Annotated in this window: 18 protein-coding genes and 1 pseudogene; 7 read left to right on the forward strand and 12 right to left on the reverse strand. The window is 63.4% G+C overall.

Going from position 1 to position 15795, the window contains the following annotated elements:
- Nucleotides 1-181, forward strand: a pseudogene (locus F1735_RS35860) (IS630 family transposase); the annotation flags it as partial.
- Here the strand turns inward: F1735_RS35860 and F1735_RS29720 are convergent.
- Nucleotides 178-654 (reverse strand): DUF3224 domain-containing protein, encoded by a 477-nt coding sequence (locus F1735_RS29720; RefSeq protein WP_167240280.1) that lies wholly within the window; start codon nt 652-654, stop codon nt 178-180. The pseudogene F1735_RS35860 and the gene F1735_RS29720 sit on opposite strands and share 4 nt — an antisense overlap.
- 89 nt (nt 655-743) lie before the next feature.
- Between F1735_RS29720 and F1735_RS29725 the strand changes: the two genes are divergently transcribed.
- Nucleotides 744-1574, forward strand: coding sequence for a helix-turn-helix domain-containing protein (locus F1735_RS29725; RefSeq protein WP_229506029.1), 831 nt, complete (start codon nt 744-746; stop codon nt 1572-1574).
- On the opposite strand, the gene F1735_RS29730 is transcribed toward F1735_RS29725, so the two are convergent.
- On the reverse strand, nt 1559-2065 hold the full coding sequence (locus F1735_RS29730; RefSeq protein WP_167240282.1) for a MepB family protein: 507 nt from the start codon (nt 2063-2065) through the stop codon (nt 1559-1561). The two genes, F1735_RS29725 and F1735_RS29730, sit on opposite strands and share 16 nt — an antisense overlap.
- Nucleotides 2066-2127: 62 nt before the next feature.
- Entirely contained in the window at nt 2128-2574 is a 447-nt protein-coding gene (locus F1735_RS29735; protein ID WP_167240283.1) for an RcnB family protein, read from the reverse strand.
- Nucleotides 2575-2856: 282 nt separating this feature from the next.
- Between F1735_RS29735 and F1735_RS29740 the strand changes: the two genes are divergently transcribed.
- The 4 genes from F1735_RS29740 to F1735_RS29755 all read left to right on the forward strand — a co-directional run bounded on the left by F1735_RS29740 (nt 2857) and on the right by F1735_RS29755 (nt 6542).
- Nucleotides 2857-3852: a formylglycine-generating enzyme family protein gene (locus F1735_RS29740; protein ID WP_229506030.1), complete on the forward strand. Its 996-nt coding sequence runs from the start codon at nt 2857-2859 to the stop codon at nt 3850-3852.
- 95 nt (nt 3853-3947) lie between these two features.
- A complete protein-coding gene (locus F1735_RS29745) occupies nt 3948-5042 on the forward strand; it encodes a sensor histidine kinase (RefSeq protein ID WP_167240284.1) in 1095 nt (364 codons plus the stop codon).
- Nucleotides 5039-5758: a LytR/AlgR family response regulator transcription factor gene (locus tag F1735_RS29750; protein WP_167240285.1), complete on the forward strand. Its 720-nt coding sequence runs from the start codon at nt 5039-5041 to the stop codon at nt 5756-5758. Before F1735_RS29745 ends, F1735_RS29750 begins: the two co-directional genes overlap by 4 nt.
- A gap of 19 nt (nt 5759-5777) precedes the next feature.
- Nucleotides 5778-6542, forward strand: a complete 765-nt coding sequence (locus F1735_RS29755) for a DUF3108 domain-containing protein (protein WP_167240286.1) — start codon at nt 5778-5780, stop codon at nt 6540-6542.
- A gap of 4 nt (nt 6543-6546) precedes the next feature.
- Here the strand turns inward: F1735_RS29755 and F1735_RS29760 are convergent, their stop codons facing one another.
- The 9 genes from F1735_RS29760 to F1735_RS29795 form a co-directional block, all read right to left on the reverse strand.
- On the reverse strand, nt 6547-7992 hold the full coding sequence (locus tag F1735_RS29760) for a TIGR01777 family oxidoreductase (protein ID WP_167240287.1): 1446 nt from the start codon (nt 7990-7992) through the stop codon (nt 6547-6549).
- Nucleotides 7989-8606, reverse strand: coding sequence for a DUF4166 domain-containing protein (locus tag F1735_RS29765; protein ID WP_167240288.1), 618 nt, complete (start codon nt 8604-8606; stop codon nt 7989-7991). The genes F1735_RS29760 and F1735_RS29765 overlap by 4 nt, the downstream gene beginning before the upstream one ends.
- The gene (locus F1735_RS36925) at nt 8603-9055 is read right to left on the reverse strand and encodes a cell division protein (RefSeq protein ID WP_229506031.1); all 453 of its coding nucleotides are present in this window, start codon (nt 9053-9055) and stop codon (nt 8603-8605) included. Before F1735_RS36925 ends, F1735_RS29765 begins: the two co-directional genes overlap by 4 nt.
- Nucleotides 9056-9063: 8 nt before the next feature.
- Nucleotides 9064-9483, reverse strand: coding sequence for a thiol-disulfide oxidoreductase DCC family protein (locus F1735_RS36930; protein ID WP_229506032.1), 420 nt, complete (start codon nt 9481-9483; stop codon nt 9064-9066).
- Complete coding sequence (locus F1735_RS29775; RefSeq protein ID WP_167240290.1) at nt 9480-10022, reverse strand: GbsR/MarR family transcriptional regulator; 543 nt, start codon at nt 10020-10022, stop codon at nt 9480-9482. The genes F1735_RS36930 and F1735_RS29775 overlap by 4 nt, the downstream gene beginning before the upstream one ends.
- 430 nt (nt 10023-10452) lie before the next feature.
- On the reverse strand, nt 10453-10791 hold the full coding sequence (ftsB, locus tag F1735_RS29780; protein WP_167240291.1) for a cell division protein FtsB: 339 nt from the start codon (nt 10789-10791) through the stop codon (nt 10453-10455).
- Nucleotides 10792-10840: 49 nt separating this feature from the next.
- Complete coding sequence (eno, locus tag F1735_RS29785) at nt 10841-12124, reverse strand: phosphopyruvate hydratase (RefSeq protein WP_166895066.1); 1284 nt, start codon at nt 12122-12124, stop codon at nt 10841-10843.
- A 103-nt stretch (nt 12125-12227) separates the two neighbouring features.
- Nucleotides 12228-13082 (reverse strand): 3-deoxy-8-phosphooctulonate synthase, encoded by an 855-nt coding sequence (gene kdsA / locus F1735_RS29790; protein ID WP_167240292.1) that lies wholly within the window; start codon nt 13080-13082, stop codon nt 12228-12230.
- The gene (locus F1735_RS29795) at nt 13079-14761 is read right to left on the reverse strand and encodes a CTP synthase (protein WP_167240293.1); all 1683 of its coding nucleotides are present in this window, start codon (nt 14759-14761) and stop codon (nt 13079-13081) included. The genes kdsA and F1735_RS29795 overlap by 4 nt, the downstream gene beginning before the upstream one ends.
- Before the next feature lie 230 nt (nt 14762-14991).
- Between F1735_RS29795 and F1735_RS29800 the strand changes: the two genes are divergently transcribed.
- Entirely contained in the window at nt 14992-15393 is a 402-nt protein-coding gene (locus F1735_RS29800) for a PRC-barrel domain-containing protein (protein WP_167240294.1), read from the forward strand.
- Nucleotides 15394-15795 lie beyond the last annotated feature (402 nt).

The raw sequence follows: 15795 nt of genomic DNA on the forward strand, positions 1-15795 counted from the left end.
TCTCCGGCGTGGCGTGTTCAAAAGCGTACCGGAACTGACAACCGCAATCGAACAATATGTCGCGCACCACAATGCCAATCCGAAGCCATTTATTTGGACAGCAACTGCGCGCGATATCCTGCAAAAGATAATTCGCGCCAACAGCCGCTTAAGCGGCAAACAGAATGCAACACTACACTAGTTGGGCAGCGCGTAGTCGAGCGCGTAAAAGTGCTTGCCGTCGACGACGGTGAGCGTCATGGCGCCGCTGATGCCACTTAACTCCTCCGTGCCCGAATCGGGAACGATGGTGATCGTCGCCTGGCTCGTCCCGGCGCGCATCGTGCCCGCATGCTGGAGCACGAAACCGCCCTTGCGCCCCGCCAGCGTCCCGCTGACCCGCTCGATGGCGACATAAGCGGCCGAGCCCCTGGTGTCGCTCACCGCCGTGAGCATGGCGCCCTTGCCGCTGGCGGCCAGCGCGCCCGTGTAGCGCTTCTCGAGCGCCATGCGGGCGGTGACGGTGCGGCCTTCCTTTTCGGGGACGCCGGCGGGTATGATCGTGATCTCGAACGGTCCGCTGGCGCGCGCAATGACGGGCGACGCCTGGGCGCTGACGGGTGGCAGGACGGCCAACAGGGACAGCGCGGCTGCGCTGGAGCGGAACAGGGACATGGCAAACTTTCGGCTAGAGGATGGGCGGCGCCGCACGCATACGCGCGCTCGCGGGAACCACCACAGTAAGCGCAAGGACGGCAAACATCTTGGATAAACCCGACACCACCCCGGCAACGCCGAAAGGCATCGTCGATCCGCTCGGCATGGCGCGCCGCATTCGCCTGGCCACCTACCCGCCGGCGGCGCCGCTGGCGATGTTTGTCGATTACTACTGGATCGTCGAATGGAACATGGGCCAGCGCGCGCCCGAAATCCAGCGCGTGCTGCCGTATCCGAACGCGCACCTGGTGTTCGACCGGGGGCAGAGCGCCATCCATGGCGTGGTACGCGGCGCGTTCGAGCGCAGCGTGGCCGGCGCGGGCCGGGTGCTGGGGGTGCGCTTCAAGCCGGGCGGGCTACGGCCCTTCATCGGCCATCCGGTCGCGCGCCTGGCCGACCGCACCATGCCATTCGACGACGTCCTGCGCGTACCGACGATGGAGGCCGAACAGCGCGTGTTAGGGGGCGCCGGCGACGCCGGCATGGTCGGCGCGGCCGAAGCGATGCTGCTCGCCGTGCTGCCGGCGCCCGACCCACGCGCGCTGACCGCCGAACAGGCGGTGGCCGCCGCCGCCGCCGTCGATGGCCCGGCCAGCGTGGCCGCGCTGTGCGCGCAAATGGGGATCGAAGAACGCGCGCTGCAAAGGCTGTTCAGTCATTATGTGGGCGTGTCGCCCAAGTGGGTGATCCAGCGCTACCGGTTGCAGGAAGCGAGCTGGCGCCTGGCCAGGCCGGGGCCGGTGGACCTGGCGGGCCTGGCAAGTCAGCTGGGCTTTTTCGACCAGGCCCACTTCACGCGCGACTTCACGAAACTGGTGGGCACGTCGCCGCTGGAATACTGGAAGTCGCAGCAGGAGACGCGTCACCGCGGCCCATAGAGCCTGCGCGTGGTTGCCGCATCGGCGCCGGCCGCGACAAAATACGGGAGCTGCCAGCGCTGCGTGGCCTGCGCCTGTTTGCTGGTCGTGACAACCCATGGCGGATAGACGCGGATCGCGCGCTTGCCGCCCTGCCCGCCGCGCGCCACCACATCGCGCGCGGCCAGCACCGCCGTCGGGAAGACGAACTGCCCGAACCGTTCGCCGTCACGGGTGCTGACCACGAACAGGTCGACCGCATCGGTGTCGTCGAACGGCTGGATCGGCCCGGCGCCGATGCGTTTCCACAGCGTGACGAACTGCCCCACCTTGGCCGGCGTGATTTTGGCAACGCGAAAACGCACCCGCACGGCGTCGACCTCGAAGCTGGCGGCCGCATAGTCGGCGCTTTCCGCCTCATGCCGTGGCGCGCTCCATGCCAGGCCGTGCGTGTCGTATGCGCGCTGGAGCACGCGCAGGTCGGGATGAAACGTGTCGTGGTTCAGGGTCATGGCGGGTCGGGCGGCGCGGCCGGGGCAAAAGCGGCATTGTAGCCGCCGCCCCGGCATGACCGCTATTGATTCAACAGCACCTGCGTAATCAGTTCCGTGGCAATCGCCACCAGAAGATAATCGCCGTTGGCCTGCACCCAGTGCGAACCGCGCGGCGGCGCGCTCAGGCGGCGGCTGCGCCAGTCGCTGACCACATAGCTGCTGCCGCGATGCTGGTGCTCCAGGTACGCGCCCCGGCGGTAGTGCTGGCGCTCCGACTGGCCACGATCGTGGCCCTGGTAGCCGCCACGCGGGCCGTCGTAACGGTCGCCACGGTCGCCACGGTCGCCACGGCGATGATCGTAACGGTCGTTGTCTCGGCGGCCATCGCGGTCGCTGCGCTCGTAACGTTCATTGCGTTCGCCGCGCTGATCATGCTCGCCGCGGTAGTCGCGCGATTGCGCGAAGGCGGCGCTGCCGGTACCCATGCAAACAGCCATGAGGGCGATGATAAGGGCTTTCTTATGCATATGAACTCCTGTCGTCAATACTGCCCGCAGCAAATGGGCCGCCTGAACATACCGTCACTTCGGGGACCAGGGCGACTACTGCGTGTCGTCCATGCAGCCATTACACCGCAATTGGCTTCTTGCAACCAGCATGCACCGGTAAGAAGTGTTACCGGACGTGTCTGTCGAAGCGCATCGCCGCTCATCCCCGCATAGCGCCGGTCGGCACCTTTTTGCCAAAACGGCAGCGCGCTCGCCCAGAATGCCCTTCATTCTCACTACCCTACTTGATGAAGGCACGACATGCAAAACACCCTCCTGTTCTCACTGGCCCTGATGGCGTCAAACGGCGCGGCAGCCGCCGCCGGCAGCGTGACCGAACCGCCGATGGCCGCCATCAAAGGCGGCACGTTCGCGATGGGCGGCCCGGTGCCTGGACCGGACAAGGACTATCCGACCGACCAGCCGGTGCATGAGGTGCGCGTGCCCGCCTTCCAGATGGCGAAATATGAAGTGACCGTCGGCCAGTTCCGCCAGTTCGTCGAAGCGACCGGCCACAAGACCGAAAACCAATGCTGGAAGTTCTCCAGCGCCGAGTGGGGCATGGACATGGGCCCGGGCGCCTGGAACACGCCCGCTTACGCGCCGGGCGACTACCATCCGGTCATGTGCGTCACCTGGAAAGACGCCACCGCCTACGCCGCCTGGCTGTCGGCCCAAACCGGCAAGCCATACCGCCTGCCATCGGAAGCCGAATGGGAATACGCCGCGCGCGCCGGCAGCCAGGGCGACTATTACTTCGGCAACGACGCCACCGAGGTGTGCCGCCATGCGAACATCCGCGATTTCACCGGCAGCAAGGCGATCGCCGCCATCATCGGCCGCAGCGGCAAAGCCGCCACCTGCGAAGACGGCGCCGCGTTTACCACCGTGGTCGGCATGTACGAGCCGAACGCCTTCGGCCTGTACGACATGATCGGCAATGTGGGTGAATACGTGGCCGATTGCGAGCACCTGAACTACGACGGCGCACCGGTGGACGGCTCGGCATGGACCACCAACTGCAGCAAGCGCGACTCGCCGATGATGATGCACCGCGGCGGCAGCTTCTCGTCGCGCGACGTGCGCACGGTGGTGCGCGGCCATGCGGGGGACGATAACGCGAGCAGCATCGGCGAAGGCTTCCGCCTGGCGCTGGGCGGACCGGTTCAAGCGCAGGCTGCATCGGCGATGCGCTTCGAGGCGGAACTGGTCAAGGCGCGCGCGGCCGAACGCGAACGGCGCAAAGCGGCCAAGTAAGCAGGCAAGTAAGCGGGCAACTAAGCAGCAACGAAGGCGCACCGGCCATCTTGTTAGAATGCGCTCTCCGATCATCGACTCGATACGCCGACCGCATGCCACTTCACTTCTTCCCGCGCGACCGCGACTTCTGGCTTTACCACTTCAGCGCGGTGGCGGTCGGCCTGATGGCCAGCATCGCCATCGCCGTCGTGTGGGGTTTCATGGTCAGGTTGCAGGTCTACACCAGCCTGGTGTGGATTCCGTTCTACACGCTGGCGGTGCTGGTGCTGCGCTGGCTGTACAAGCGGCGCGGCGGCGATGCGGTGCCGATCGCCCGGCTCATTGCCATCGTGGTGTTGTACAGCGCATTGGCCGGCATGGTGATCGGCGCCTGCGTCACCGCCGTGGTCACGCCGATGTTCTTGAAAGCCATCAGCGCCAAATACAAAGCGCTCAAGATACCGGTGATCCCGTCCGAACTCATCATGAGCAAATTCATGGACGAAGCGCCCAAGAGCCAGTTGTTCGTGGCGATATGGGGCTTCATCTACATCAGCGTGAGCAGCAGCCGGCGCATCAAGAACGCCGAACTGTTCAACCTGCGCCTGCAAAACAACCTCAAGGAAGCCCAATTGAGCAGCCTGTCGAACCAGCTCAATCCGCACTTCCTGTTCAATTCACTCAATAACATCCGCTTCATGATCCACGAAGACGCGCAGCGCGCCGACGCCATGATTACCTCGTTTTCCGACATCCTGCGCTATTCGCTCGAAAGCAGCCGGCACGAAAAAGTCAGCCTGCATCATGAAGTGGGCATCATCACCAAGTACCTCGCCATCGTCAAGACGCAGCTGGAAGAACGGCTCGACTTTTCCCTTCGCATCGCGCCCGGCCTGGATGACGCGCTGATGCCGCCGATGGTCTTGCAGATGCTGGTGGAGAACGCCGTCAAGCATGGCCTCGACCAGCTCCAGGGCGGCGGGACCCTCAACGTCGAGGCGCGCCAGCTGGGCCAGTGCCTGCAACTGGAAGTGCGCAACGACGCCCCGGGCGCGCAGGTGGCCACGCCCGGCTGCACCGGCATCGGCCTGCTCAATATCGAACAGCGCCTGCATCTGCTGTATGGCGAGCTGGCCACCCTGGACGCAGCGCACGCCGATGGCGTCTTCAAGGTCGCTATCACGCTGCCGCTGGAGCGCGCCGCATGAGGGTGATTGTCATTGAAGACTCGCGCCTGGCGCGCGAGGGCCTGGTGCGCATGCTCGGCCAGTTCGACGGGGTCGAGGTGATCGGCCAGGCGGACCATCCCGCAACGGCCGCGCCGCTGATCGCCGAACTGCGGCCGGACGTGCTGTTCCTCGACATCCACATGCCCGGCGCCAGCGGCTTCGACCTGCTGGAGATGCTAGACTACCTGCCGCGCATCGTCTTCACGACGGCGTACTCCGAATACGCGATCCGCTCGTTCGACTACAACACCGTCGACTACCTGCTCAAACCGGTCAGCCACGAACGGCTGGCCACCGCCATCGCCAAGCTGGCCGCCGCCGACGCCGACGCCGCGCCGGCAGTGGTAGCAAGGCCGCCGCTCGACATCAACAGCAAGATTTTTGTGAAGGACGGCGAGCGCTGCCACCTGGTGAGCCTGGAGTCGATCCGCTATATCGAAAGCTGCAAAAACTACGTGCGCATCTTTTTCGGCAGCGAAAAAGCCTACGTCAAAAAATCGTTGAACAGCATCGAGGAGCGCTTGCCGGTCAAGTTCTTCTTCCGCGCCAACCGCCAGTGCATCATCAACCTGCAGGAAATCCGCGCCATCGAAGAATCGATCTCGATGGGTTACGAGGTGACCATGAGCGACGGCAAAGTGCTGGAAATCTCGCGCCGCAATGCCCAGGAATTGAAAGACCTTTTGAGTTTTTGACCTACAGGAGAGATTCGCCATGCGTACACCCCGACCTGCATTGCTCGCCTTGACCATGACAGCCGCCCTTGCCCCTTGCAGCTACGCCGCCGTCACCAGCGTCGATGTGGGCGCCGCCCTGCCGCGCGCGGCGCTGCTCAAAGAAAGCGTACACCACTACCTGCGCTACATGCACAGCGGCGAGGCCAGGGTCCCGCTGGACATCGTCACGCGCGAGATCCGCTTTTCCACCGAAGATGGCCAGCCGCGCATGCGGGTCCGGCAGCGCTACGACACGGCGGCGGCGGCGGCGTCGCTAAAAACCGTCACGTCGTGGCTCGATGCCGGCTCCCTGCGCCCGCGCACCCATGAGCGCATCACGGAAAAGGATGGCAAGCGCGTGGTCGAAGGTTTTCTCTTCGCCCCCGACAAAATCACCGGCATGAAGGACCTGGCCGAGAGCGTCAACAAGGACCTGGTCGTGGCCTCGCCCGAACCGACCTTCAACTTCGAGACCGACATCGAAACGCTGCAAGCCTTGCCGCTGGCCGACGGCTTTGAGGCGCGCATCAACTTCTATCACCCGGGCAGCCAGCAAGGTCCGGCGCGCTACCTGTTCAAGGTGACCGGATCGGCCGGCATGCCAGGCCCCGGCGGCGTGATCGACTGCTGGGTCGTCACGACCGACTACAACCGTCCCGGCTACGTCTCGACCTTCTGGTTCGCCAAGGGCAGCCAACTGCTGGTGCGCCAGGACAGCCCGGTCGGCGAAGGCAAGGTCGCCGTCAAGATCCTGATCGACTAAGCCGTCAAGACAGATTCGCCAGCGCCCCGGCCAAGGCCGGATGGCGGAAGCTGAAACCGCCGGCCTGCAACCTGGCCGGCGCCACGCGCTGGCCTTCGAGCAGCAAATCGGCCTGTTCGCCCAGCGCCAGGCGCATCGGCCAGGCGGGCGTCGGCAGCCAGTACGGGCGCTTCAACACCCTGGCCGCCACCTTGTTGAAATCGGCCTGCGAAAGCACTTCGGGCGCGGTGAAGTTCCAGGCCCCGCCCTCGTCCCCGCTCCACAGGTGGGCCATGCCGGCGATCAGGTCATCCACATGAATCCACGACAGCCACTGGCGCCCGCCCCCGAGCGGGCCGCCCATGCCCAGCTTGACCGGCAACAGCATCATCGGCAGTGCGCCCTGGGTGCCCAGCACCAGGCCGAAACGCATGCACGCTACGCGCACGCCATACGCCGCGGCGGCGCCGGCCGCTTCTTCCCACTCGCGGCACAGGTCCGACATGAACATCGGCTGCGGTCCATCGCGCTCGGTGAGCACCGTGTTGTCGCCCTGCGCCTGGATGCCGTAGTAACCGATGGCGGACGCCGACAGCATCAACGCCGGCGTGTGATGGGCCGCCGCGATCCAGGCCACCACCTTGCGCGTGGTGCCGATGCGGCTGGCGCGCAAGGCCGCGCGGCGCACTTCGCTCCAGCGCCAGCCCAGGATGCGGGCGCCGGCCAGGTTGACCACCACATCGATCCGGCGCGCGGGCGGCAAGGCGGCCATGTCGGCGATGCACTCCACGCGGGCGTCGAACATCCAGGCCGCGGCGCGCGGCTGGCGCGTGAGCAAGGTGACGCGATGGCCGTCGGCGAGCAGTGCGCGCACCAGTCTCTGGCCGATGAACCCTGTGGCTCCGGTCACCAGCACCGCGCACTCACGCTCGCCGAAGCGCAAGGCGGGTGCGCGCTCCTGCGCCGCCTGGCGGGCAAGCGCGCGCGCCGCCAACCCATCGCGCAGGCCGGACAAGCCGACGCCCACGCCGCAGACGAACAGGAAGGCGCTCAAGGCGCCATGCGACTCCCACGCCAGCGCGGTCGGCTGCGCCAGCGCTTCGCCCGCGTTCAGGGCCAGCAAGGCGATGAAGGCGCCGCCGTTCATCGCCAGCACCGTGTGCGTGACTCTTTCGGTGGCCGGCAGCAGGCGGGTCCGGTCCTCGACCACGAAGTCCCACAAGGTCAGTACGATTTCGACCGCGAAGACCACCAGCAGCAGCACCGCCCACAATCCATTGAAACGCCAGTACGACAGGCCGATGAACATGGCGCTGTAAATGAGGGCGCGCACCGCGTGGATCGACAGTTCCAGCCTGGCGCTGGCGCGGCCGGGCAGCGCCTCGGTCAGTTCATGGTGATACAGGGTGTCGAAGGCGCCCAGGCAGCCTTGGAAGGCCATCAACTGCAATGCCAATAAGTGGGTATTCATGGTCGCACCTCGCGAAACACGCCCGCCTGCGTGAAGGTTGTACCGAACAGCGCATGGCGGATCTCGATACGGATATCGAACTGCGCGCTGTCGTTATTGCGGTGACACAGGTAGGTCTTGCCCGGCGTGAGCCAGGCCGGCATCGGAATGCGCACGCCCATCACTTGCCAGAAATAGCCGTCGCTTTCGAAATGCAGGTTCCCGTCGCGCACCGCCAGCACCAGTTTCATCCCCATGCCCATGCCGACGTATTCGAGCACTTCGCCGCGCGCGCTCTCCAACATGTAGGACGTGAACTGCACCGGCTTGCGCCCGTTGAGGCGATAGATGCGCTGCTTGAAAATGGCCGCGCTGCCCTCTTTCGAATAGACCTCGATATCGACCGGGAAGTCGGCATCGTTATACGGCATCAGCGCGCCCTGGATCAGCGGCATGGTCAGGTAGCCGAGCAAGCGGCCGACTTTCGAACAGGTCAGCTCCGTCATCTGGCCCTGGTAGCGCAGCGGCTTGCCGGGCATGGGATTATGGTCGAAGCGCGCCTGGATGTCGGGATGCAGGCCGCTCCACGCGCGACCGAGGATCTTTTTGAATAACTCGCCTTCGGACGCGATCATGTGCGCACCGCTTGCTTGCGGTCGACGCAGAACAGGTACACCAGCGGCGGCAGCATCGTCACCAGCGCGAAGGTATCGATCCAGATATTGTCCAGGCAGTCGGCGCGCAGCGACACCAGCATGTCCTGCGGCGCCCACAACAGCATGCCGGCGATCAGCGCGCCCCAGGCAAAGGCGCTGCGCTGGCGCGCGCCAATATACGCCAGGGCGCCCATCCACAGCGCCGCGCTTTGCACGGTGGGGCCGAACAGCGAGATCCACCAGATCTGCTGCGCGTGGGCCTGGGGCGGCACGCCGGCGCCCCAGAAGGCGGTTTCGATACCGCGATGGTAATCGCGAAAAACAGCGGCGTCGGCGAACCATGGCAGCAGCATGCCGACCACCAGATGCGTGACGATGGTGGCGAACATCCAGCGGATGGCCCACTGGCGCAGGGATGGTGAGTGCATACGCGCTTTCATTGTTTGAAGAAGGGATTGGGACGCTCGCACACGCCATCGACGCAGCCCGGGGCGCGATAACCGAGCACGCGCGACATCAGGTAGCGGTGACGCGCGAACAGGCGATACGACCAGCTGCACACGGCGCGCAGGCCGGGTACGCGCAGTGGCAGCACGCGCCAGGCCTGGCCGGCCAGGGTGTAGGAGCGCAGCAAGCTGTCCACGCCGACCAGCACGCGGCCGTCGCGCGCCTGGCTGTGCAGCTCGCGGTTCAGGGCGGCCATGTCGACGCCCAGGTGGGCGGGATCGAAGCCGGGGGCGGCCATATCGACAAAGGCCAGGCGCCCGGCGCGGTCCCAGCGCGCCAGCTTGTCCATGCCGGCGCGGCAGAACGGGCATTTGCCGTCGAAGTAGAGAGTCAGTTCGGCGCCGCTCATGATGGGGCCTTGTCGTCCGGTCCGAGGAAGCGCGCAACCTTGCCGCCCATTTTCAGGAAGCGCTGCAGGGTCGCCGGAGGCAGGTGCTTGTAGTCGTCGTAGGTGGTGCCGAGCATGTCCAGAAATGCGAGCACCTCGTTCATGCGCGCCAGCGAGGCTGGTTCGAGCGCGCTGTCGGTATCGGCCTCGATGGCGCATTCGCGCAGCACGGTCAGGGTCGGATCGATCTCGCGCCGTTTGCGCTCCTCGACGATGACGCGGAAGATCTCCCACACATCCTGGAGGGCCACGAAGTGATCGCGGCGGTCGCCCATCAAGTGGGTGACGCGGATCAGGTTCCAGCTTTGCAGCTCCTTGAGGCTATTGCTCACGTTCGAGCGCGCGACCGACAAGGCCTCGGCGATATCCTCGGCCGCCAGCGGGCGGTTGGCCAGGAACAGCAGCGCGTGAATCTGCGCCACGGTGCGGTTCACGCCCCAGCGCGTGCCCATCTCGCCCCAATGCAGCACGAATTTCTGTTCAGTCGGTCCCAGTGCCATGATTTCTCCCATTTCATTCATTTCTGTCGTTACAGAAATTAAATACCGATTGCAAGTATTTGTCAACGTAAATGATAGAAAAGGCAGAGGATTTTTCCGATGATTAAGTATCACTGCCGATAAGCTGACGAGCCGCCCACCTACAACCGGGGTCAGAGCTTTAATTAGCAATTTCGGCCTATCCGGCAACGCGAGTTGGTACTTACTGTAAAAACGAATGCGCCCAACGTTCTACGAACAATCAATCGTCCCATCGAAGGAATCGATTAGCAGTGATGAAAGTTGCGCATGGTGGAGAGCAATTCAAATCGAATAAGTTGCCTAATAGCAAACTATTTCAATTTAAAGCTCTGACCCCGGTTGGATCTAGCCGTGCCAGTGGCTAACTTATTTCGAATTAAAGCTCTGACCCCGGTGTTGGGAGTTTGCTTCAGGGGGTGGTCTTGGCGTCGGCCTTGGGCGGGGGGAGCGGGGTGGCCGATTCTTTCGGATGGCCGTTGGCATCCAGAATCTGGATGAAGATTTCGTTTTTCTTGATCATGCCGAGCTCGAAGCGAGCCCGTTCTTCCACCGCGCCCGTCCCATTCGTCAGGTCATGCACTTCGGAGTCGAGCTTGGCGTTGCGCGCTTTGAGTTCCACCGTCTTGCGCTGCGCAACCATCACCTGGTTTTCCAGTTCGCCCACGCGCAGCCAGCCGCCCTTGCCCAGCCACAGCGGCAGTTGGATCAGGATCAGGAGGGTCGCAAGAACGAGCGTAATGAGGCGCATGAAAGGGAGGGTGGCACCGGCCGGCGCGTGGCCAGCCGGTGCGGTCGGCTTACTTCAGGTTGTAAAAAGCGCTACGGCCAGGGTAGCTGGCAATGTCGCCCAGGTCTTCTTCGATGCGCAGCAGCTGGTTGTACTTGGCCATGCGGTCCGAACGCGACATCGAGCCGGTCTTGATCTGCAGGGCATTCGTGCCAACGGCAATGTCGGCGATCGTCGAGTCTTCGGTCTCGCCAGAACGGTGCGAGATGACGGCAGTGTATCCGGCGCGCTTGGCCATTTCGATCGCCGCGAACGTTTCGGTCAGGGTGCCGATCTGGTTGATCTTGATCAGGATCGAGTTGGCGATGCCTTTTTCGATGCCTTCTTTCAGGATCTTGGTGTTGGTGACGTACAGGTCGTCGCCCACCAGTTGTACCTTCTTGCCCAGCGCTTCGGTCAGGATCTTCCAGCCTTCCCAGTCGTTTTCCGCCATCGCGTCTTCGATCGAGATGATCGGGTACTTGTCGCACCAGGTCGCGAGCATGTTGGTGAACTCGGTGGCGGTGAGCTGCATGCCTTCGCCTTCAAGGTGGTATTTGCCATCCTTGTAGAATTCGGACGCGGCGCAGTCCAGGCCCAGGCAGATCTGCGTGCCCGGCTCGTAGCCAGCCTGCTCGATCGCTTGCATGATCAACTTGATGGCTTCTTCGTGGTTGGCCACGTTCGGCGCGAAACCGCCTTCGTCGCCGACCGAAGTCGCCAGCTTTTTCTCATGCAGGATCTTTTTGAGCGTGTGGAAGATCTCGGCGCCGTAGCGGATCGCTTCCTTGAAGCTCGGTGCGCCGACCGGGATGATCATGAATTCCTGGATGTCCAGGTTGTTGTCGGCGTGCGCGCCGCCGTTGATGACGTTCATCATCGGCACCGGCATTTGCATCGCGCCCGAACCGCCAAAATAGCGGTACAGCGGCAGGCCGGCTTCTTCGGCGGCGGCCTTGGCGACCGCCATCGAGACGGCCAGCATGGCGTTGGCGCCCAGGCGGCTCTTGTTTTCGGTGCCGTCAAGGTCGATCAGGGTGCGGTCGAGGAACGCTTGTTCGTTCGCATCCAGGCCCATGATGGCTTCGGAGATTTCGGTATTGATGTTTTCGCAGGCTTGCAGCACGCCTTTGCCGAAGTAACGCTTCATGTCGCCGTCGCGCAGTTCGATCGCTTCGCGCGAACCGGTCGACGCGCCCGACGGCACCGCCGCGCGGCCCATCACGCCCGACTCGAGCAGCACGTCGCATTCGACCGTCGGATTGCCGCGTGAATCGATAATTTCGCGGCCGATAATGTCAACGATAGCACTCATATTTCAATCTCCAAAGGGTAAGAAAAAGGTGGGCGGACCGTTGGCGGTCCGCCTGCATCTGTCAGGGCGATCGGGATGGCAGCACCTGCCGCACTACACAAACTTATGCAAAGCGCGATTCGAGGAAGCCGGCTTTCTTGACCACGCGGTCGATCTCGACGAGGGTCGTGAGCAGTTCCTTCATGCGGCCGAGCGGCACGGCGTTGGGGCCGTCCGACAGCGCCTGGGCGGGGTTCGGGTGCGTTTCCATGAACAGGCCGGCGATACCGGCCGCCACGGCTGCGCGCGAGAGCACGGGAATGTGCTCGCGCTGGCCACCGGATGAGGTGCCCTGTCCGCCCGGCAGTTGTACCGAGTGGGTCGCGTCGAACACGACCGGGCAGTTCGATTCGCGCATGATCGCCAGCGAGCGCATGTCGGAGACCAGGTTGTTGTAGCCGAACGAGGCGCCGCGTTCGCAGGCCATGAAGTTGTCTTCATTGAGGCCCGCTTCTTTGGCCGCAAGGCGCGCCTTGTCGATCACATTCTTCATGTCGCCGGGCGCGAGGAACTGGCCCTTCTTGATGTTGACCGGTTTGCCCGACTGGGCGCAGGCGATGATGAAGTCGGTCTGGCGGCACAAAAAGGCTGGCGTCTGCAGCACGTCGACCACGCTCGAGACGGCGGCGATTTCTTCGATCGTGTGGATGTCGGTGAGGACCGGCACGCCGATTTCGCGGCGCACGTCGGCCAGGATCTCGAGGCCCTTGTCCATGCCGGGACCACGGAACGAGGTGCCCGAGGAGCGGTTGGCCTTGTCGAAGGACGACTTGTAGATGAACGGGATGCCGAGCGCCGAGGTGATCTCTTTCAAGGTGCCGGCGGTGTCCATCGCCATCTGGCGCGATTCGATCACGCAGGTGCCGGCGATGAGAAAAATCGGGTGCTCGAGGCCGACGTCAAAACCGCAAAGCTTCATGCTGCCTCTCCTGTTGGTGCGACCGCCGCTGCTGCCTGGCCGTTGGCCGCCTTGTGCGCCAGCGCGGCCTTGATGAACGACGTAAACAGCGGGTGGCCGGTACGCGGGGTCGACTTGAACTCGGGATGGTACTGCACGCCCATGTACCACGGGTGCGCGTTTTCTCCGGTGCGCGGCAGTTCCATGATCTCGCACAAGTCTTCGGTCGGCGTGCGCGCCGAGACGATCATGCCGGCCGCTTCGACGCGCGCCAGGTAGTGATTGTTGGCCTCGTAGCGGTGGCGGTGGCGCTCGGTGACGACGCTGCCGTAGATGTCGAACGCCAGGGTGCCGGGATTGACCGCGCAGGTTTGCGCGCCGAGGCGCATGGTGCCGCCCAGGTCGGATTTTTCGTCGCGCTTTTCGACCTTGCCGTCATGGTTTTGCCACTCGTTGATGAGGGCCACCACCGGCTGGTCGGTGTCGGTGTCGAATTCGGTCGAGTTGGCGTTGGTCAGGCCGGCCATGTGGCGCGCGTATTCGATCAGGGCCACTTGCATGCCGAGGCAGATGCCCAGGTAAGGGATCTTCTTTTCGCGGGCGTAGCGCGCCGCCATGATCTTGCCTTCCACGCCGCGCTTGCCGAAGCCGCCCGGCACCAGGATGGCGTCGTACTTGGCCAGGTGCTCGCAACCCTTGGTCTCGATGTCTTCCGAGTCCAGGTATTCGATGTTGACCCGGCTTTCGGTGTGGATGCCGGCGTGGCGCAGCGCTTCGGTGAGCGACTTGTAGGACTCGGTCAGGTCGACGTATTTGCCGACCATGCCGATGGTGACGTCCGCTTTCGGGTTTTCCAGCGCGTGGATCAGTTTGGTCCACATCGACAGGTCGGCCGGCGGCGCTTCCAGGCCGAGCGCTTCGAGGATGATGGCGTCGAGGCCCTGGTCGTGCAGCATCTGCGGTACTTTGTAGATGGTGTCGGCGTCCCACACGGAGATGACGGCCTGCTCTTCGACGTTCGAGAACAGCGAGATCTTGGCGCGCTCGTCGTCGGGAATCGGGCGGTCGGCGCGGCACAGCAGCGCGGTCGGGGTGATGCCGATTTCACGCAGCTTTTGCACGCTGTGCTGGGTCGGTTTGGTTTTCAGCTCGCCCGCCGAAGCGATGTAGGGCACCAGGGTCAGGTGGACAAACGCGGCCGACTTGCGCCCGGCGCGCAGCGACAGCTGGCGCGCCGCTTCGAGGAAGGGCAGCGATTCGATGTCGCCCACGGTGCCGCCGATTTCGACCAGCGCCACGTCCACGCCTTCGGCGCCGCGGTAGATGTAATCCTGGATCTCGTTGGTGATGTGCGGGATCACCTGCACGGTCTTGCCGAGGTATTCGCCGCGGCGTTCCTTGCGGATCACCGATTCGTAGATCTGGCCGGTGGTGAAGTTGTTCACCTTGCGCATGCGGGTGCTGATGAAGCGCTCGTAGTGGCCCAGGTCGAGGTCGGTTTCGGCGCCGTCGTCGGTGACGAAGACTTCACCATGCTGCATCGGGCTCATCGTGCCAGGATCGACGTTGATGTACGGGTCGAGCTTGAGCATGGTGACTTTAAGGCCGCGCGATTCGAGGATCGCGGCGAGGGAGGCGGCGGCAATCCCTTTTCCAAGGGAAGACACAACGCCACCGGTGACGAAGACAAATTTGGTCATTGCAGATGGTGCCGAACGGCACGTGCGGGAAATTGAAATTATACCTTAAACCGGCCAATGCTTCCGCAAAACAAGGTAAAAAACAGCAACAACGGCCGAGCCGACGGCTACGTCGGGGATGTCTTATTGATCAATTTGAAAGATTGCTGATTATTCATTTGGTGTGCGCCAGCGAACAGACATGATCTTGCTCAAGCCTCAGGATTGAACTTTTACCACAGGAGGTCAAAATGTCCTACGAAGAACGCGATGCTTATGGCATGTATGTCGACAAAGGCTCGAAAGGCCCGGGTCCGGAACTGATGGGCGCCGATACGCTGATCGGCGACCATGTGCATAACCTGAAAAACGAGCACCTTGGTGAAATCAAGGAAATCATGCTGGACATGCGTACTGGCAAGATTGCGTATGCAGTCATGTCGAGCGGCGGCGTGCTGACGATTGGCGAGAAATTGTTTGCCGTGCCTTGGGCTGCCTTGACGCTCGACACCGCCAACAAGCGTTTCACGCTCGATATCGAAAAAGAGCGCATCGACAATGCGCCAGGTTTCGACACCGATCACTGGCCGGACATGGCCAACCAGCAATGGTCGAGCCAGATTCACAGCTATTACGGCACCAACGCGCAGTAAGTTGCGCGCGACAGGGGAGGCTGACTTCGGCACGCTGATTGGGGCCGACGCTGAGTCCCGGCCAACGCTGAGTCTCGGCCAACCCTCATCCTGTCGTCCCCCTCGAAACCGTCATTCCCGCCTGCGCGGGAATGACGGTTTTGGGGTTAACGGTCTTGCGCGTTCATAGGCTTTAGTGGGCGTTGGAGCGTCGGGGCGTCGGGCTCTGCCCCTAATGGCGTTAAGTTAAGCGGCTTTCTGGCCACAAACCTAAAAACCGTCTTTCCCGCGCAGGCGGGAATCCATAGCACCTTCGCTCATCATAGGTGCTATAGATTCCCGCCGGCGCGGGAAAGACGGAGCTTAAGTTAACGCCATTAGGCTCTGCCCCCGGTTAAGAAATGTTTCAAGTTAAAGCTCTGA

This window comes from Massilia genomosp. 1 (assembly GCF_011682185.1).
Lineage (GTDB): Bacteria > Pseudomonadota > Gammaproteobacteria > Burkholderiales > Burkholderiaceae_D > Telluria_A > Telluria_A rubra.

Excerpts from the sequence above, each read along its gene's own strand:
- F1735_RS29730 (WP_167240282.1), bottom strand. The coding sequence starts at position 2,065 with ATGACCCTGAACCACGACACGTTTCATCCCGACCTGCGCGTGCTCCAG.
- F1735_RS29720 (WP_167240280.1), bottom strand. The coding sequence starts at position 654 with ATGTCCCTGTTCCGCTCCAGCGCAGCCGCGCTGTCCCTGTTGGCCGTC.
- F1735_RS29750 (WP_167240285.1), top strand. The coding sequence starts at position 5,039 with ATGAGGGTGATTGTCATTGAAGACTCGCGCCTGGCGCGCGAGGGCCTG.
- F1735_RS29775 (WP_167240290.1), bottom strand. The coding sequence starts at position 10,022 with ATGGCACTGGGACCGACTGAACAGAAATTCGTGCTGCATTGGGGCGAG.
- F1735_RS29735 (WP_167240283.1), bottom strand. The coding sequence starts at position 2,574 with ATGCATAAGAAAGCCCTTATCATCGCCCTCATGGCTGTTTGCATGGGT.
- F1735_RS36930 (WP_229506032.1), bottom strand. The coding sequence starts at position 9,483 with ATGAGCGGCGCCGAACTGACTCTCTACTTCGACGGCAAATGCCCGTTC.
- F1735_RS29765 (WP_167240288.1), bottom strand. The coding sequence starts at position 8,606 with ATGATCGCGTCCGAAGGCGAGTTATTCAAAAAGATCCTCGGTCGCGCG.
- F1735_RS29760 (WP_167240287.1), bottom strand. The coding sequence starts at position 7,992 with ATGAATACCCACTTATTGGCATTGCAGTTGATGGCCTTCCAAGGCTGC.
- F1735_RS29755 (WP_167240286.1), top strand. The coding sequence starts at position 5,778 with ATGCGTACACCCCGACCTGCATTGCTCGCCTTGACCATGACAGCCGCC.
- eno (WP_166895066.1), bottom strand. The coding sequence starts at position 12,124 with ATGAGTGCTATCGTTGACATTATCGGCCGCGAAATTATCGATTCACGC.
- ftsB (WP_167240291.1), bottom strand. The coding sequence starts at position 10,791 with ATGCGCCTCATTACGCTCGTTCTTGCGACCCTCCTGATCCTGATCCAA.
- F1735_RS29800 (WP_167240294.1), top strand. The coding sequence starts at position 14,992 with ATGTCCTACGAAGAACGCGATGCTTATGGCATGTATGTCGACAAAGGC.
- kdsA (WP_167240292.1), bottom strand. The coding sequence starts at position 13,082 with ATGAAGCTTTGCGGTTTTGACGTCGGCCTCGAGCACCCGATTTTTCTC.
- F1735_RS29795 (WP_167240293.1), bottom strand. The coding sequence starts at position 14,761 with ATGACCAAATTTGTCTTCGTCACCGGTGGCGTTGTGTCTTCCCTTGGA.
- F1735_RS29745 (WP_167240284.1), top strand. The coding sequence starts at position 3,948 with ATGCCACTTCACTTCTTCCCGCGCGACCGCGACTTCTGGCTTTACCAC.
- F1735_RS29740 (WP_229506030.1), top strand. The coding sequence starts at position 2,857 with ATGCAAAACACCCTCCTGTTCTCACTGGCCCTGATGGCGTCAAACGGC.
- F1735_RS36925 (WP_229506031.1), bottom strand. The coding sequence starts at position 9,055 with ATGCACTCACCATCCCTGCGCCAGTGGGCCATCCGCTGGATGTTCGCC.